The following is a 16,942-nucleotide window of genomic DNA, read 5'->3' on the forward strand; positions in this document are numbered from 1 at the left end:
ACGGGGCAGGGACGCCCCGTCGCGGCGGCCCGCTCCGTAATATCGGAGTGAGGGCATGCCGAGCCACAGCGAGGCACCGAGTGGTGGGGCGAGAGCGTTTTGGTTACTTTTGCGCTCTATCAAAAGTGACTCGCTGTAAGAGCGAAACCGATATAAGCCGTTACCCAAATAACGGATATGTACTCAGCAAACTATTTCCAAACCTGCACATTCACAAGGTTCTTCGGCCGCTCCCCAGCCAGCGCCGCCAGCAGGTTATCCACCGCGCACCGCGCCATCGCTTCACGCGTCTCGTGCGTCGCCGAACCCATGTGCGGCGTGGCCACCACATTGTTCAACCGCAACAACGGCGAGTCATGATTCAACGGCTCACGCTCAAACACATCCAACCCTGCCGCACGAATGATGTTTTGCTGCAGCGCCTCGATCAGCGCAGCTTCATCCACCACCTTACCGCGCGAGATATTGATAAAGATGGTCTGCGCGCCCATCAGCGCGAACTGCTCGGCGCCAATCAACTTTTCGGTTTCAGCCGTCAGCGGCAAAGTCAGGCAGACAAAATCGGCCTGTTGCAGCAAGTCGTTCAAGCTGCGGTATTGCGCGCCGAAGCGTTCTTCTACCCGCGGTTTGGGCGAGTGGCTGTGATAAATCACCGGCATGCCAAAGCCGAAATGCCCGCGTTGGGCCAAGGCTTCACCAATGCGCCCCATGCCGATAATGCCCAGGGTTTTGCCATGCACGTCACTGCCAAAATGCGCGGGGCCGATGTTCTTGTTCCATTGGCCGGCACGCACCATGTTCGCCAATTCGACCACGCGGCGTGCGGTGGCCAGGATCAGCGCAAAACCGCTGTCGGCGGTGGTTTCGGTGAGCACGTCCGGGGTGTTGCTGAGCAGAATGCCACGCCGGGTCAGGTAGTCGATGTCGTAGTTGTCGACGCCCACCGACACGCTGGCCACGGCTTGCAGTTTGGGCGCCAGGTCGAGCAGCTTGGCATCCAGGCGCAGGCTGGCGCCCAGCAGGCCATGCGCGGTGGGCAGTGCTTCGCGCAGCTTGGCCAGGCCGGGTTCGTCCAGCGCGTCGATCAGCGTCACGTCGGCGTGCGCATGCAGGCGCGCCATTAATGGCGCGGAGAGTTTTTTGTATAACACCACAGATTTTTTCATCAGGCTTTTACCTTTAATTCGAGGCTGTGCAGCGGCGCGCGGGCACGGTCGCTGGCGCCAGGCTGGAGGAAAATCGTCAGCACCACGGCCACCATCAGTGCGCCACTCATCAGCAGGTACGAAGCGCCGGGCGAGCCGGTGCTGCTGTTGAGGTAACCCACCAGGTAGGAGCCGCCGAACGAGCCGAGCGCGCCCATGCTGTTGATCAGCGCCATGGCACCGCCAGCGACGTTGGCCGGAAGAATCTCCGGCACAATCGCGAAGAACGGGCCATACGGCGCGTACATGCAGGCGCCGGCAACCACCAGCAGGCTGTAGGACCACCAGAAATGTTCGGCGCCCAGCGCGTAGGACGCATAGAACGCGATGGACGCAACCAGCAGCGGCGGCCACACAAAGCGTTTACGCTTTTGCAGCTTGTCCGAACCCCAGGACACCGCGAGCATGCCGATTACCGCCGCCAGGTATGGCAGCGCCGACAGCCAGCCGGCTTCGACCATGTCCATCTGCAAACCGGCTTTGAGGATCGACGGCAGCCACAGCACAAAGCCGTACACGCCGATGCTCCAGCAAAAAAACTGCAGCGCCAAAATGATCACCTTGGGAGAGCGGAAGGCGTCGGCGTAGTTCTTCACCGCCTTGATCCCGACTTGCTCGGCAGCCAGCGCGTTTTCCAGGTCTTGTTTATGCTGCGCGCTCAGCCATTTGGCGTCTGCGGGTTTTTCGTCGGCATACCTCCACCAGATAAACGCCCAAATCACTGCCGGTATGCCCTCGATGATAAACATCCAGCGCCAGCTGAAATGCTGCACCAGGTAGCCCGAGACCACCGACATCCACAGCATGGTCACCGGGTTGCCGAGGATAAGGAACGTGTTGGCCCGCGAGCGTTCGGCCCGCGTGAACCAGTGGCACAGGTACACCAGCATGGCCGGCATTACCGCCGCTTCAACCACGCCGAGCATGAAACGAATCGCGATCAACATGTAGGCGTTGGACACCACGCCGGTCAGCGTGGCCAGGCCGCCCCACAGGATCAGGCTGACGAAAATCAGCTTTTTAACGCTGCGCTTTTGCGCGTAGATCGCCCCCGGCACCTGGAAGAAAAAGTAGCCAAGAAAGAACAGCGCGCCGAGCAGCGACGACATGCCGGGCGTGATCATCAGGTCTTCGGCCATCCCGGAGGCGGCGGCGAAGCCATAGTTGGCGCGGTCCAGGTAGGCCAGGCTATAGGTGATAAACACGATGGGCATGATGTACCACCAACGGCGGGTGGCGAGTTTCACGGTTTCCATGGAATGGCTCCTGAGCTTGTTGTAGTTGTGGCAACAGGTAACGGGTTATGCAACGGAGGGCGTGGGCAGCTCCGAGCGGGTCGGCAAACCTTCCATATCTCCGCGGCTTTGCACGGCGCGGCTGCCGATCCAGTTGCCGCGCTGTACCGCCTCGGGGAAGCTTAGGTTTTCGAGCAGGGCGCTGATCATGCCGACGGCAAAACCATCACCGGCGCCGACCGTGTCCACCACCTTTTCCACCGGGAAGGCGGCGACAAAGCCCTGGTCCATGTGCGTGCGGTAATAGGCGCCATCCGGCCCCAGCTTGATCGCCACGGCTTCGGCGCCCTGGTCGAGGTAGAACGCTGCGATGTCGGCCGGGTCGTCGAAACCAGTCAGCAAGCGGCCTTCGCTCAAGCCTGGCAGCACCCAGTCGGCCAGGCCCGCGAGGGCGTTGATGCTGCGGATCATCTGCGCCTGGCTGGCCCACAGCGATGGGCGCAAGTTCGGGTCAAACGACACACTGCGCCCGGCCTTGCGCATCTGCGTCATCAGCTCTACCGACAGCGCGTGCGTGGCCTCGGACAACGCCGGCGGAATGCCGGTGGCGTGCAGGTGCCGCGCTTGCAACAACGCGGGGCTGATGCCGGCGATCGACAAGTGGCTGGCCGCCGAGCCTTTGCGGAAATACTCAACCTGCGGGTCAGCGCCCGTTTCTTCGCGCGATTTAAACTGAAAGCCGGTGGGGTGCAGCGGGTCGACCGCCACGTGACGGCAATCCAGGCCTTCTTTTTTCAGCGTGTCGACCACAAAGCGCCCGAGCGAATCGTTGCCCACGCGGCTCAGCCAGGCCACCTTGAAACCCAGCCGCGACAGGCCGATGGCGACGTTGCTGTCGGCTCCGGCAATGCGTTTGTGGAACTGGGAGACAGCGGCCAGGTCGCCGGTCTGTTCGGCGACAAACATCGCCATGGTTTCACCAAACGAGAGGATATCGATCTCAGACATACGCATTCTCCGCACGGGGTTGGCCAAGAAGGGCGAGGGTGGCGACCTGTTGCGCGGTGACCTCGATCAAGTCATCGCCTTGCAGCGGGAACTCCACGGCCCTGGTAATACCTTGAGTCATATGGTTGAGCAGTTGTTTCCACGTATGCAAGTCGGTGGCGCCAGGCGGTACGGCGACCAGCTTGCCATCCGGGCGACGCGCAACCGCCTTGCAATGCAGGTAATCCACGTGCCGGCCCAACAAGCGGGCGGCAGTGAGCGCAGATTGGTCTTGCCACTGCCAGTTGCCGATGTCGAACGTCATCTTGAGCGGCAAGCCCACTCGCTCCACTTCGCTGAAGAAGCGTTGCATCGGCTCGATGCGCCCGCCGTGCAGGGTCTGGTCGTTTTCCACCAGCAGCTTGACCGGGTGGCGGTTGAGCAGGGCGTGCAGGCTTTGCAGGTCGTTGGTGTCGGTAAAATAGCCGAGCGAGACTTTCAGCCAGCGCGAGCCGAATGCCTGGGCGCGGTCCAGGGTGGCGGCGAGTTCGGCGTTCGGCTGGGCGCGCCCGGCGACCCAAAGTTCCAGCGGCGAGGAATACAGCGACTCCAGGCCATGCTCGGCGGCGGCCTGGGCGAGGGCGGCGGGCTGTTCGGTGGTCAGCAGTTCTTCACGCCACTCGATGCGCTGGGCGCCGGCGGCACTGAGCAAGGTGACGAAACTCAATTGGCCCTGTTGGCGCACGAGGTCGGCACCGTAACTGGAAAGGCTGATGGAGACGGGGTATTTAAGCATGGTTGTTAACCTCTGAAACCGGTTTCATTTTTTATAAAAAATTATTTGAATTGGGTTGAGCCACGAATAATCAGTTGCGGCAGGAAATCCAGGGTGCGTGTCGGCGCGTCATCGCCGCGCAGGCGTTTGAGCAGGCAGTCAAACGCACTGGCGCCAATCGCAGCGGTCGGTTGGGCGAGGGCGGTGATGCCGTTGCTCACCAGCGGGTACCAGTCGAGGTCATCCAGGGCGATCAGGCCGACCTCTTCAAACAGGCTGCAGCCCAATATTTTGAGCGCGCGGGTACAGGCCAGCGCGGCGACGCCATTGGCGCAAAACACTGCCTTGGGGCCGGGCTTGGCGAGAAAACGCTGCAAGCGGTTTTCCAGGTCGTCATTCAGTTCAAGCACTGCGCCGGTCAACCCCGGACGCGCGGCAATCTCTGCCTCGAAGCTGACTTGGCGCTCCAGGCGTGAACTGGTGCCATCGGCGGCTTCGCTGACCAGCAATACGTCGCGATAACCCTGCTGCTGCAGGTGTTCGACTGCCATGCGCACGGCTGCCGGGTTATCCAGGCCCACCAGGTCGCTGTGCAGCGGCTCGACTTTGCGGTCGATCAGCACCAGCGGCATTTCTTGCTGCAGTTCGAGCAGTTGATCCAGGTGATGGCCAAGCGTATTCACGATCAGCCCTTCGATGTTGTACGAGCGCAGCGCCGCCAAATGCTGGCGCTCCTGATCGTCATCGCGGTCGGTGTTGCACACCACCAGGCTGTAGCCATGTTGGCGGCAGGCGGTTTCGACGCCGTGCATCACGGCAATGGAGTAGGGGTTACGTATGTCCGCCACCAACATGCCGATCAAGCGCGTGCGGCCGCGTTTCAAACCGCGGGCCATCTGGTTGGGGCGATAGCCCAGTTCGCTGATCGCCTGCTCGATGCGCAAGGCAATGGCGTCGGAGAGCAGGGCGCGGTCATCGCCGATAAAGCGCGACACGCTGGCTTTGGACACGCCGGCAAGCTCGGCTACGTCAAGCATGGTCACGCGGCTGCGCTGGGCGGCGGAAAAAGGAGTCACGGTAGCAGGCCTTTCTTATTGGATGTTGTTGAGCGTTGAAACCGGTTTCAGGAAGCCTCAACGACGAAAGCAAGTCAAGTGTATTTCGGTGCAACTGTGCGATCAGCGCCGGCTCAGCCCGACGAGTGGAGGCGCTACCTGTTAGTTCTGACAGTATCCGAAGAGCGGCGTTGGGTATTCAATCTTTCCTAACGTAGTTCTTTACAGCGATGCACAAACGCGGCGGAGAAGAACATGGGGAACGCTTCAGGGGATACTACCAACAGCAATATTAGAGCTGCCAGTGTGTCGGCAGCGCCGACGTTGCCCGCGCCGCAGATAGAGGATGCACTGCCAGATGGGTTGATCCCGATACAGTTTCTGTTTGCCGACCTGGCCGTCAATTTAATGGAACCCTGGAAACAGTTGCCTGGCGTTGGCGAGAGCGACTGGGTGACGTTTACATGGCAGGTTAAGGGAAGCGTCGCGTTTGACCTTGAGCCAATAGAGTTACGCGGGCCTATCACCGCGGATAAATTTCCGCTTGAAGTAAAAATTCCTCAGTCGTATTTTCAAAACAATGCGGTGGTGAACCTCTCTTATCGCGTCAATAACCTGTTTCAAGACAGCGAAGTGTTCGAGCGTTCGCTCACCACGACGATTATCATCGACCGGGTCGCGCCAGGCGGCGGCCAAGTGCTGAAAGCGGCCAAATTTCTGCTGGACCCTGTTACGGAGTTCGATTTAAGCAGTAACACAACAATCGGCGTCGAAGTGCCCGGCGATTACCTTGATCGAAAAGTCGGCGACACGATATTAGGCTATTTAAGTGCGAAAGACGCGCTGCCCACACGCCCGGCATTTCCAGTGCAAGCATTTGCGGCCATCAGCGGGCCAATGCGGGTGAATATTCCAGTCGCGGAAATTCGCAAGTTTGCCGGCTCGCCCACACTCTATTTCTTTTATCGAATACGTGACCGTGCCGGCAATGTCTCTCCTCAGTACTCGTTGGTCGCGAGTACCCAGTTGCTCCTGAATGCTCCGCCTGCCAATTTGTCGATACCCGAAGTTCCGGCTTATGACTCGGACCTGCTGGTTAATCGGGAAGACGCGCGCAACATTGTTTCGGTCAGGGTGCGTCAATACGACAACCCGCTGCCGGGTGACCAGTGTGTGGTTGAGTGGGACGGCATCAAGCTTGCGGCGGTGCCTGTAAACGCGTTGCCGCGCACTGTGCCTGTGGCGTGGACGGTGTTGATTGCCAAAGGCGCGAATTTACGCCGCATTATTGACCTGCCGGTGCGCTACTTTATTCTGCGTGCCGGGGATACGCTGGGCCCGGGGGTAGGCTCCCCTGTGAAACGGGTCACGGTGGACATGACGATCGCGGGCCAGGAAAACCCTCAGGCGCCTGCACTGTTGAACCGCCAATTAGCCCTGGTGAATATCCATGGCGCGATTTCGCCGGTTCCCAATCGCTTGGACAACCGCGATGCCAACCAGCCTGTAAGGGCTTCATTTACGCTGTTCGACAACCCCGTACTTGGCGAGCGGGCGTTGCTTTTCTGGCCGGGCCAAGCGGCGCCGGTAGCGACCTATCGGGTCAAGGCCGGTGATGTGGCCGGGGATGTTGTTGACTTTGATAACGCGATTGCGTGGGCGGTCATTCAGGCTGGCGGCAGTAATGCGACAACCCTTGTTAATTATCAGACAGACAATGGCGTCAACCAACAGTTATCGCCTGACCAGATAGTTTTTGTCAGCCTGGTACCACCTGTTAACTATGTGCGGCCGAGTTTCCCTCAGACGTTACAACACCCTAACAAGTTTCTTAATTGCAAGACGCAGCCGCCGATATGGCAAGGCATTGAAGTAGCGGTTAACCCGGCGCCGAATACATTGCGGGCGGGAGACGTGGTCGTCTTAACGTGGCAGGGGTATTTAAATTACCCGGACCGTAATCCGATTGCTTCAACCGCGCAAACCTTCAGCTATACATGGGGCGCGGCCGATGCGATCCATAGTTTCTGGGTAGATGATTATGAAAATCTAATCCGGCCGTTGAGTGACTTTGCCGGTGGCTCGGCGCGTTACAGCGTGTCGCGAAACGGCATTCCGCTGGGCGCGTCAGCCGTTGCTTATGTGCAAATTGACCGTAAGTTTTCCACGGGCAACTACTGCGGCCCGAACGGCATCGGCCCTGAACACAAGTAAGCGCTGGTCGACGTTAAACCGCCGGCGCGCCGGGTGGGGTGCACGGTATCCATGAATGATTTCTTCACCGTCAACACGTTAGTTGGTGGGCGCAGAAAGAAGTAAGGCTCTCAAGGGTCAACAAGGTTTAACGCATGTTGACGCTATGTGTTTGTTCGGCATTTATATCAAATCGTGATGGAGACTATGAAATGAGCACCAAAATATCTGCAAGAGCTGCGGCACTACTTGCCGGCCCGGTGACACTGGAACCGACCAGCATCGTAGAGGCATTGAACCCATTGACGGGCCTTATTTCAGCCGCGACCGCCGGGGTGGGTATAACCCTGACGTGCCCCTTGGGTGCGGTATCAGACGATGGTGACTGGATCGAGGTTCAACAACAAGACCTCACCAAGCCGCTCCCCAACTGGATTAAGATACATGGCCCAATCCAGTTCACGCTCCCGGCTGCCGGCAACTCTATTGACATAGCTATTCCGGCCCCGCTAGGTGCGGGAGGGTTCGTGCATGGTCAATTTCAGCTCCGGCACCTGCTGTACGTGAATTCGTTTGATGACACGGGAGCAGAAAGACCCAGCGACGCGCTGGAGTTTTCGGCAGGCACGCCTTTCAAAGTTGACAGGATTGCGCCATACGCCAGTTTGATCACTCGTGATGTGCCACCTGTCTCGGTATACACGGGCACTCTACCGGTGGGTGCGCCGCTTACCCAAACGATCATTAACGCCGACGGCGGGCTGCCCTTCACCATTCCCGACAACGCCTACCCGCTGCCGAGCGGGCAATGGGAACTCGGCGATACTCTCCGGTATTACTGGAGCCAAGGCCTGATCCCACTGCCGGCCGTTGAGGTGGGTGCGACAGTCCCGCCACGGTTGATGCTGCAAACCGGCAACACGTTTACGGTGCCTGCAAGCGCAGTCGCCGGCAGTGGCAACTGGAATTTGTTCTACACCATCACCGATGCTGCGGGGAACGTCAGTCGGCCATCAGTCGTCAGCAACTTCCTGGTGGCGTTGTTGCCTGCGCCGGAGCAACGGGAAATTTTCATTCCTTTGGCACCGGCACCGGAAGGTGGCAGTCTCGATAACCTGCTCAATATTGCTGACTATCTTGCCGTTATCGAGGCGCATGTTCGAACTTACTTGAACCATCAGCCAACCCTGGATCAAATTCAGTTGAAATGGGGCGTACAACCGTTCACGGCGGTATCTTCGACGTTCACGAACTTTCCGTTAATCTATTCGGGAGGCGCGCTTAACCCTTTGATCATTGCTGACTACGCGAACAGGAGAGGGCCGCAGCCGACTGCCGTACAATATCGCATTGTACGAAACGGTGAGACCTTCGATTCTCTGATCAAAACGATCAACGTCGACTTGAGCGTGACGGGGCCGGAAAACCCGGGACTGCCTGGCAGCCGTAACCCTGCGCTGAACCAAGCGCATATCTTTGGCGAAGGTTCGCTGGTGCCGGATGTGCTGACAGCCGAGCATGCCAATAAACCTATTACGGTGCAGATCGTACTGTGGACCGCCGCCGATTTGCCGGCGCCTGGGCAGTGGATTCACGTTGTAGGGGACGACGGCATCGCCGTTCTGCCGCCTTTTGAAATCACCGTTCAACTTCCCGGTGACACGATCAGCTTTACAATCCCCTGGGCCTCTAACTTAATCAAGTTTAACGGTCCCCAGAACATTCATTACTTTGTTGCACCGTCGGCAACCCCTGCGCCCGCCGACAACCTCAATAGAGCGCCGGATACACCGATCACTGTGACCGATGTGGTGACGATTACCCTGGCACCGCCGCAGTTTGTACGTGTGCTTGGCAGCGGCCCGAGCACCATATGGAACTGCGATTCGTTCGGGCTAAGGCCGCAAGTGACCCCGGCTGACTAAGACGGGAGGATCTTCGTGCCAGCGGACGCGCGGCTTGTGCTGGGGGCGACGCTGACCTTGAGTGTTCGGGTATTCGCTCCGCGTACCGGGACTCCGACAGCCGACGAGACTCGGACTTTCACTCAAACCATTACGCCAGCGGTTGTCGCCAGTGGTTTCACGTTTATCGTGCCATTCGATTTACTCAAGATCGGTCGATTGGGACGCGTGGAGGCCACCAGCATCGCTCGGATTACCGGCAATATCAGTGGGCGCGGTAATGCCAGCGTGAACTCACGCGCGGCCTTGTCGAATTCGTTTTGCGACTTTAGCCCACTCACGCCATAACTCAGCACCTTGAAACGGCGCTTAATTAAACGGCCGTTATGACGACGCCTCCCTCTTTTAGAGGGAGGCGGAAGTCACTGACAATATTCTGCTTAATAGACCACGGTATACACAGTTTTTTACCAGAAGCTTTAGGGATTATTCCTACAGAATGTCGGATGTTTACTCCTTAATCTGTGCGCCTCACAGGTAAGGCTTCACTCCCACAGAGTGGCCGAACCGTTTTCGTAGGCCTCACCTGAAGAGTGATTGAGCATGTCGCCACTGAATACATTCGAACTCAAACCATTAAGTGCGATGATGAAAGTCCCCACCATTACATTCTGTCTGTTTGCGGCGATGCAGGGGCACGCGCAAGCGGCTCAGTTGAACGGTGAGCAAAAAAATATCAACGCCACTGAGCAATCTACGGATTGGCAATTATTCAATACGTCCACCCTGGACATGAACAGCGCAACCGCAACAACCATTACACTGACTGACTCTGCGTTGAACATGAACCGCGGCAGTCTGGCCAGTGATATTCGTGCAACTGCGGGTTCCACCGTTAATATCAACGCATCGAAAGTGTCCTCGAACAACCCGCTGTTCGGCGCCTTGCGTCTGGAACAAAGTGCGGCCGTTATCAAAGACAGCACTGTCACCAACGGTCACGGAGTAGGCCTGCAGGCACTGGGTGCTGCGGGTACTGCGAACGGCTCGTCTGTAGAGGCGAGCAACAGTGTCATCAGCGGGTCCGGCGGCGGTGCAGAAGCCACCAACGGCAGCGTGTTGAACTTCAAGCAAAACACCCTCGTACAAGGTACCGGTGCTGGCAGCGCTGGTCTTGCCTTGCAAGGTGCTACGGCCACGGCCAGCCAAAGTACTATCGTCGGCCAGGGCAACGGAGTGTCGTTCACCCGTGGCCGTTTTGATACCACTGACAGCAAGTTGGTATTGGATCAATCCGTCGTAGAGGGTAAAACCGGTTCCGCCATCTCGGTCAGGGGCACGCAAGGTCGAGCCCCTGTGGTGGCGATAGAGGTGCGCAACGGCTCCACGCTGACGGGCGGCGACGGTAATCTGCTGACGGTCTCGGGCGGCGGTTCGGCGGCGATGATTGTTGATAACAGCCGCTTGACCGGAAACGTAGTTGCCGACGGCACCAGCACCGCCCATTTGACGCTGCAAAACAACGCCGAGTTGACTGGCCAGTTGCAGAATGTCTCCAGCTTGAGCGTGGGCAACGCGTCCAATTGGACCATGACCGGCGACAGCCAGGTCAGTGTGCTGAACATGACCGGTGGTACGGTCACCCTGGGCGCTGCGGATGCGTTCTATCAACTGAACCTTAATACGCTTGCCGGTGATGGTACGTTTGTCATGGGCGCCGATTTTGCGCAAGGCAAGGCCGATTTCATCAATGTTACCGGTGAAGCTACGGGTCATCATGGCGTGTTGCTGTCTGCCAGCGGCGCTGAGCCGGTTAACCCCGATCAGATTCGCGTGGTTCATACGGGCGGCGGTGATGCGCAGTTCTCCCTGGTGAATGGCCCGGTCGACGCAGGTGCCTTTGCTTACGATCTGAAAAAAGAAGGTACCGATTGGTACCTCGATCCGGAAACACGCGTAAGAAGCCGCAGCACTCGCGTGGTCACGGCCCTGTTCAACACCGCGCCGACCGTGATGTACGGCGAAGAAGCGTCGTTGCGTGCGCGTATGGGTGAGTTGCGGTTCGAGCCTGGCCAGGCGGGTCTGTGGATCCGTGGTTTCGGTAATAAATACAACGTGTCTGAAAATTCCGGCACGGCTTATACGCAGAACCAGCGTGGTTTCTCCATCGGTGCCGACATGCCGTTGGCAGACAGCCAATGGCTGGTGGGCGTGATGGCCGGCCACAGTACGTCCGACCTTAACCTGGCTCGCGGCTCTTCCGGCACGATCAAGAGTTACTTCGTGGGCGCTTATGCAACCTGGATGGACCAGGAAAGCGGTTTCTACTTTGATGCGGTCGCCAAGGCCAACCGTTTCCAGAACGAAGCCAAGGTAGCACTCAGCGATAACAACACGACCAAAGGTAACTATAACAACGTGGGCGGCGGCCTCTCGGCGGAGTTCGGTCGCAATATCAAACTCGACGATGGCTGGTATGTTGAACCGTATGCTCGCGTGTCGACAATCGTGGTGCAGGGCGGTACTTACAGCCTGAAAAATGGCCTGCAAGTGGAAGGCGAACGCACCCGTTCACGGGTCGGCGAAGCCGGTGCAACGGTTGGGCGTGACATCCAGCTCGACAGTGGCGCGATTGTTCAGCCTTACCTGCGTGCGGCGCTTGTGCACGAGTTTGCCAACAATAACAAGGTGTCGGTCAACAACCAGACCTTCAATAATGACTTGTCGGGCTCGCGCGCCAAGTTTGGTGCCGGCCTGGCGGTGAAGCTGTCGCAGAACCTGCAAATGCATGCCGACCTTGAGACCAGTACCAGCGATAAAATTGACCAGGTGCTGGGTGCCAACGTTGGCGTACGTTATTCCTTCTAAATAGCGCAGTAGACATAAAAAAGCCCTGATCGAAAGATCAGGGCTTTTTTTGCGCTGGCAATTAATTATTGTTTCAGGTGAAAACTGATGTCGACCGGCTGATCAGCTTCATCCGTGGTGCCACGGAGTTGGCCTTTTACTTCAAAAGGGCTGAGTGACAGCGTTTCAATAAACAGGGTTGCCTCGATGCACTGGACGACCCGGGGCGGTTTAGAGGCCTTGAAGGAAACCCAGGCCAGCGGAGACCTCTGGGGCTGCAGCTTCAGTTCCTTGTTGTGTTCGACGTCGCTTGAAAATTGGATGAACACCTCTTCTGCCACGCTGCCGTCGTCATGTTTATCAATCAGATACACCTCAATAGTGTTGTCATGGACGTTCCATTTTCCGCTATCGGTTTTAAAAATGTGGTCACCAATCTTTCCGTTGACATCGCCAGATGCGTCGCGGGTTTTCGGGATATCAGTTGCCAATTTCAGTTGTGCTGACATGATCGCCTCTCCATCTCTGATGTGTGTGCAAAACCCAGAAGCCCTGATGCTTCTGACGCTCTCTATCAAGCGGCAAAAGCAAATTTTATGTAACTGTCAAAAGTCACAGTTTACAAATGCCTGCTTGTCTTTTTAGCGGCCGGTGCGGGTCGTTAAACTAAAACTGTGAAACGTCATGCTTAAATGACTTCTGCTATTAAATGCATTCACGCAGGAATGTCTACTGTCAGAGTTGACAGTCTAAAAAAGGATTTTTAATAGCGTTTTTATATAAGCTCGCCAGGCTCAACTAAACAGGCCCGCCGCGATATTGATCGAGAAGCCCAGAATAGCGGTATTGAATAGAAAACCGATCAATGACTGGCCCAGCACCACTTTACGCATGCTGCGCGTGGCAACACCCACATCAGCGGTTTGCACCGCCACGCCGATGGTGAACGAGAAATACAGGAAGTCCCAGTAATTGGGGTTGCGCAAATCATCGGCAAACCGCAGCGCCGGCTCGTCGCCTTCCCACGTGTAAAAAAGCCGCGCGTAATGCACGCTGAAAATCACCCCGGTCAGCAACCATGAGCCGATCACCGTCATGCCGGTAAACCCGTAGTGCAGCAGGCGTGCTGTGCTGTCCAGGTCTTTGCTGCCCACCAGGTTTACCGTGATGGTCGCAAGGCTCGCAATTGCCGCAATGCACACCATGAACAGCACCAGCCCGGCGTTTTCATCTTCGATTTCGGCGATGCGTTTTACCTCGTCGGCTTGCGAGCGGCTGGTCAGCCACAGCATCAGCAGCAGATAAATCCAGACCCCGGCGTTCCAGCCGATGAGGATCTTGCTGATGAGTGTATCCGCCGGTGCCAGAATGCCCACGGCAAGGCCCAATACGGCGGCGGATGAAAGGCGAGGGTGGGTGCGGGCGAGGAAGGCCATAGGTGCTCACAAAACTGCGGAAGTTGTAGAACGGCAGCTACAAGCTACAAGCTACAAGCTGCAAGCTGCAAGCTGCAAGCTACAAGCTACAAGTCAAAAGCAAACCTGCTTTTCCTTGCAGCTTGTAGCTTGCCGCTTGCAGCTTTCCTTACCGCTTGTGGCTTGCCGCTTGCAGCTTTCCTTACCGCTTGTAGCTTGCCGCTTGCAGCTTTCCCTTACCGTTTGCGTGTGAGCTTCATGACGACGACAAAAAACACTGGCACAAACACCACCGCGAGCGTTGCGGTGATCATCCCGCCGATCACGCCCGTGCCGATGGCTTGCTGGCTGGCCGAGCTGGCGCCGGTGGCAATCGCCAACGGCACTACGCCGAGGATAAACGCGAGCGAGGTCATGATGATCGGCCGCAGGCGCAGCCGTGCGGCTTTCAAGGTGGCGTCGATCAAATCTTCGCCTTGTTCATAGAGGTCCTTGGCGAACTCGATGATCAAAATCGCGTTCTTCGCCGACAAGCCGATAATGGTGATCAAGCCGACCTTGAAGAACACGTCGTTCGGCATGCCGCGCAACGTCACCGCCAGTACGGCGCCCAGCACACCCAGCGGCACCACCAGCAATACCGACGTCGGAATCGACCAGCTTTCATACAGCGCCGCCAGGCACAGGAACACGATCAGCAGCGACAGGCCGAGCAGCAATGGCGCCTGCGCGCCGGACAAGCGTTCCTGCAACGACAACCCCGTCCATTCCTGGCCCAGGCCCGGGGGCAGTTGGCCGACCAGGCGCTGGATCTCCGCCATGGCCTCACCGGTACTGTGCCCCGGCGCCGCTTCGCCGCTGATGGCGATGGCCGGGTAGCCATTGTAACGAGTCAATTGCGCCGGGCCTTGGGTCCACTTGGCTTCGACAAACGCTGACAACGGCACCATGTTTCCGGCGGTGTTGCGCACGTTGATCTTGAGCAAATCCGCCACCTGGCTGCGCTGGTCGCCTTCGGCCTGCACCACCACCCGCTGCATGCGGCCCTGGTTGGGGAAGTCGTTGATGTAGGCCGAACCGATGGCCGAGGACAGCACGTTGCCCACCTCGGCAAACGACACGCCGAGTGCGTTGGCCTGCTTGCGGTCGACGTCCAGTTGCACTTGCGGCGCTTCGGCCAGGGCGCTTTCACGCACGTTGGCGAGGATCGGGCTCTTTGCTGCGTTAGCCAGCAGTTCAGCGCGCGCCGCCATCAGCGCGGCATGGCCGACGCCACCGCGGTCCTGCAAGCGGAACTCGAAACCGCTGGAGGTCCCCAGGCCGTCCACCGGCGGTGGCAGCACGGCGTAGGCAAGCGCATCCTTGAGCTCGCTGAACGCGGCGTTGGCGCGGTCGGCAATCGCTGCGGCAGAGTCTTTGCTGCTGCGATTCGACCAATCCTTGAGTGTGGTAAACGCCAGTGCCGCGTTCTGCCCGGAGCCAGAGAAACTGAACCCCAGAATCATCGTGGTATCACCCACGCCCGGCTCTTTGGCGTTGTGCGCCTCGATCTGCTCGACCACTTGCACCGTGCGGTTTTTGCTCGCGCCCGGTGGCAACTGAATATCGGTGATGGTGTAACCCTGGTCTTCCACCGGCAGGAACGAGGAGGGCAGGCGGCTGAACATCAGCCCCAAGCCCACTAGCAACACCAGGTAGATCAACAGGTAACGGCCGCTGCGCTTGAGCGCATAGACGACCCAGCCTTCATAGCGGTCGGTAAGCTGATCAAAACGTTTATTGAACCAGCCAAAAAAACCGCCCTTGGCATGGTACTCACCCTTGCCGATGGGCTTGAGCAAGGTGGCGCACAGCGCCGGCGTCAAGGTCAGGGCCAGGAACGCCGAGAACAGAATCGAGGTGGCCATCGACAGCGAGAACTGCTGGTAGATCACCCCCACCGAACCCGGCATGAACGCCATCGGCAAAAACACCGCGACCAACACCAGGGTGATACCGACGATGGCCCCGGTGATCTGGCCCATGGCCTTGCGCGTGGCCTCTTTGGGCGACAAACCCTCGGTGGCCATGATGCGCTCGACGTTTTCCACCACCACAATTGCATCGTCCACCAGAATGCCGATGGCCAGCACCATGCCGAACATGGTCAGCACGTTGATCGAAAAGCCCAGCAACAGCATGGTGGCGAAAGTGCCCATCAGCGCCACCGGCACCACCAGCGTCGGGATCAAGGTGTAGCGCACGTTCTGCAAGAACAGAAACATCACCGCAAACACCAGCGCCATGGCTTCCAGCAAGGTGTAAACGACTTTGGTGATCGAGACTTTAACGAACGGCGAGGTGTCGTACGGAATCTTGTATTCCACGTTGGCCGGGAAGTACCGCGACAGCTCGTCCATCTTCGCCCGCACCAGCGTCGCGGTGTTCAGCGCGTTGGCGCCGGGCGACAATTGCACGCTGACGGCGGTCGACGGCATGCCGTTCAGGCGGGTGGAGAACTGGTATTCCTGGCTGCCGATTTCCACCCGCGCCACATCGCCGACACGCACGGTGGAGCCGTCAGGGTTGGCCTTGAGCACGATGTCGGCAAATTCCGCCGGGGTCGACAGTTGGCCTTTGACCACAATCGCCGCCGTGATTTCCTGGGTTTTGGTGCCTGGCAAATCACCGATGCTGCCCGCCGACACCTGTGCGTTCTGCGCGCCAATCGCCGCGTTAACGTCGGCGGGCGTCAGGTTGAAGCCAATCAGTTTTTGCGGGTCGATCCAAATGCGCATTGCCCGCTCGGAGCCATACAACTGCGCCTTGCCGACACCGTCGAGGCGCTTGAGCTCGTTCATCACGTTGCGCGCCAGGTAATCGCTGAGCGCTACGTCATCAAGCTTGCCGTCGCTGGACGTGAGGGTGATCAGCAGCAGAAACCCGGCGGAGACTTTCTCCACGTGCAGGCCTTGCTGGGTCACCGCCTGCGGCAAGCGCGGCTCCACTGCCTTGAGCCGGTTTTGCACATCGACCTGGGCCATCTCCGGGTCGGTGCCCGGTTGGAAGGTGGCGGTGATGGTCGCCGTGCCCAAACTGCTCTGGGATTCGAAATACAGCAGGTGATCGGCGCCGTTGAGCTCTTGCTCGATCAGGCTGACCACGCTTTCATCCAGCGTCTGCGCCGAGGCGCCGGGGTACGTTGCGGAAATTTCTACCTTCGGCGGCGCGACGTTGGGGTACTGCGCCACCGGCAACTGCGGGATGGCAAGCGCGCCGGCCAGCAGGATAAACAGGGCCACCACCCACGCGAAGATCGGGCGGTCAATAAAGAACTGCGGCATGGC

11 protein-coding genes are annotated in these 16,942 nt (G+C 58.5%); 3 read left to right on the plus strand and 8 right to left on the minus strand.

What is annotated here, in order from left to right; translation table 11 throughout:
- Positions 1-191: 191 nt before the first annotated feature.
- The 5 genes from ACOZK9_RS14605 to ACOZK9_RS14625 are packed head-to-tail and all read right to left on the minus strand — an operon-like array spanning position 192 to position 5,278.
- Positions 192-1,166 (minus strand): NAD(P)-dependent oxidoreductase, encoded by a 975-nt coding sequence (locus tag ACOZK9_RS14605; RefSeq protein WP_421556102.1) that lies wholly within the window; start codon positions 1,164-1,166, stop codon positions 192-194.
- Entirely contained in the window at positions 1,166-2,461 is a 1,296-nt protein-coding gene (locus ACOZK9_RS14610; protein ID WP_421556103.1) for an MFS transporter, read from the minus strand. The genes ACOZK9_RS14605 and ACOZK9_RS14610 overlap by 1 nt, the downstream gene beginning before the upstream one ends.
- 45 nt (positions 2,462-2,506) lie before the next feature.
- Positions 2,507-3,448, minus strand: coding sequence for a sugar kinase (locus ACOZK9_RS14615; RefSeq protein WP_421556104.1), 942 nt, complete (start codon positions 3,446-3,448; stop codon positions 2,507-2,509).
- Positions 3,441-4,223, minus strand: coding sequence for a sugar phosphate isomerase/epimerase family protein (locus ACOZK9_RS14620; RefSeq protein ID WP_058413370.1), 783 nt, complete (start codon positions 4,221-4,223; stop codon positions 3,441-3,443). The genes ACOZK9_RS14615 and ACOZK9_RS14620 overlap by 8 nt, the downstream gene beginning before the upstream one ends.
- Positions 4,224-4,264: 41 nt before the next feature.
- The gene (locus tag ACOZK9_RS14625; protein ID WP_421556105.1) at positions 4,265-5,278 is read right to left on the minus strand and encodes a LacI family DNA-binding transcriptional regulator; all 1,014 of its coding nucleotides are present in this window, start codon (positions 5,276-5,278) and stop codon (positions 4,265-4,267) included.
- Between the two features lie 234 nt (positions 5,279-5,512).
- Here ACOZK9_RS14625 and ACOZK9_RS14630 point away from each other — a divergent pair, with 234 nt between their 5' ends.
- From ACOZK9_RS14630 to ACOZK9_RS14640, 3 genes are all read left to right on the plus strand, one after another.
- A complete protein-coding gene (locus tag ACOZK9_RS14630) occupies positions 5,513-7,471 on the plus strand; it encodes a hypothetical protein (protein WP_421556106.1) in 1,959 nt (652 codons plus the stop codon).
- 191 nt (positions 7,472-7,662) lie between these two features.
- On the plus strand, positions 7,663-9,375 hold the full coding sequence (locus ACOZK9_RS14635) for a hypothetical protein (RefSeq protein ID WP_421556107.1): 1,713 nt from the start codon (positions 7,663-7,665) through the stop codon (positions 9,373-9,375).
- Between the two features lie 582 nt (positions 9,376-9,957).
- The gene (locus ACOZK9_RS14640) at positions 9,958-12,222 is read left to right on the plus strand and encodes an autotransporter outer membrane beta-barrel domain-containing protein (RefSeq protein ID WP_421556108.1); all 2,265 of its coding nucleotides are present in this window, start codon (positions 9,958-9,960) and stop codon (positions 12,220-12,222) included.
- A gap of 65 nt (positions 12,223-12,287) precedes the next feature.
- Here the strand turns inward: ACOZK9_RS14640 and ACOZK9_RS14645 are convergent, their stop codons facing one another.
- From ACOZK9_RS14645 to ACOZK9_RS14655, 3 genes are all read right to left on the minus strand, one after another.
- A complete protein-coding gene (locus tag ACOZK9_RS14645; RefSeq protein WP_058413366.1) occupies positions 12,288-12,710 on the minus strand; it encodes a hypothetical protein in 423 nt (140 codons plus the stop codon).
- Positions 12,711-12,995: 285 nt separating this feature from the next.
- Positions 12,996-13,637, minus strand: a complete 642-nt coding sequence (locus ACOZK9_RS14650) for a DUF1345 domain-containing protein (protein ID WP_058413365.1) — start codon at positions 13,635-13,637, stop codon at positions 12,996-12,998.
- A gap of 215 nt (positions 13,638-13,852) precedes the next feature.
- Positions 13,853-16,939 carry a multidrug efflux RND transporter permease subunit gene (locus ACOZK9_RS14655; protein ID WP_421556109.1) on the minus strand — a complete coding sequence of 1,029 codons (3,087 nt, stop codon included), beginning with the start codon at positions 16,937-16,939 and terminating at the stop codon, positions 13,853-13,855.
- Between the last annotated feature and the right edge of the window lie 3 nt (positions 16,940-16,942).

Source organism: Pseudomonas kitaguniensis, assembly GCF_049199985.1.
Classification (GTDB): Bacteria; Pseudomonadota; Gammaproteobacteria; order Pseudomonadales; family Pseudomonadaceae; genus Aquipseudomonas; species Aquipseudomonas kitaguniensis.

Excerpts from the sequence above, each read along its gene's own strand:
- ACOZK9_RS14605 (WP_421556102.1), bottom strand. The coding sequence starts at position 1,166 with ATGAAAAAATCTGTGGTGTTATACAAAAAACTCTCCGCGCCATTAATG.
- ACOZK9_RS14615 (WP_421556104.1), bottom strand. The coding sequence starts at position 3,448 with ATGTCTGAGATCGATATCCTCTCGTTTGGTGAAACCATGGCGATGTTT.
- ACOZK9_RS14630 (WP_421556106.1), top strand. The coding sequence starts at position 5,513 with ATGGGGAACGCTTCAGGGGATACTACCAACAGCAATATTAGAGCTGCC.
- ACOZK9_RS14655 (WP_421556109.1), bottom strand. The coding sequence starts at position 16,939 with ATGCCGCAGTTCTTTATTGACCGCCCGATCTTCGCGTGGGTGGTGGCC.
- ACOZK9_RS14645 (WP_058413366.1), bottom strand. The coding sequence starts at position 12,710 with ATGTCAGCACAACTGAAATTGGCAACTGATATCCCGAAAACCCGCGAC.
- ACOZK9_RS14620 (WP_058413370.1), bottom strand. The coding sequence starts at position 4,223 with ATGCTTAAATACCCCGTCTCCATCAGCCTTTCCAGTTACGGTGCCGAC.
- ACOZK9_RS14610 (WP_421556103.1), bottom strand. The coding sequence starts at position 2,461 with ATGGAAACCGTGAAACTCGCCACCCGCCGTTGGTGGTACATCATGCCC.
- ACOZK9_RS14650 (WP_058413365.1), bottom strand. The coding sequence starts at position 13,637 with ATGGCCTTCCTCGCCCGCACCCACCCTCGCCTTTCATCCGCCGCCGTA.
- ACOZK9_RS14635 (WP_421556107.1), top strand. The coding sequence starts at position 7,663 with ATGAGCACCAAAATATCTGCAAGAGCTGCGGCACTACTTGCCGGCCCG.
- ACOZK9_RS14640 (WP_421556108.1), top strand. The coding sequence starts at position 9,958 with ATGTCGCCACTGAATACATTCGAACTCAAACCATTAAGTGCGATGATG.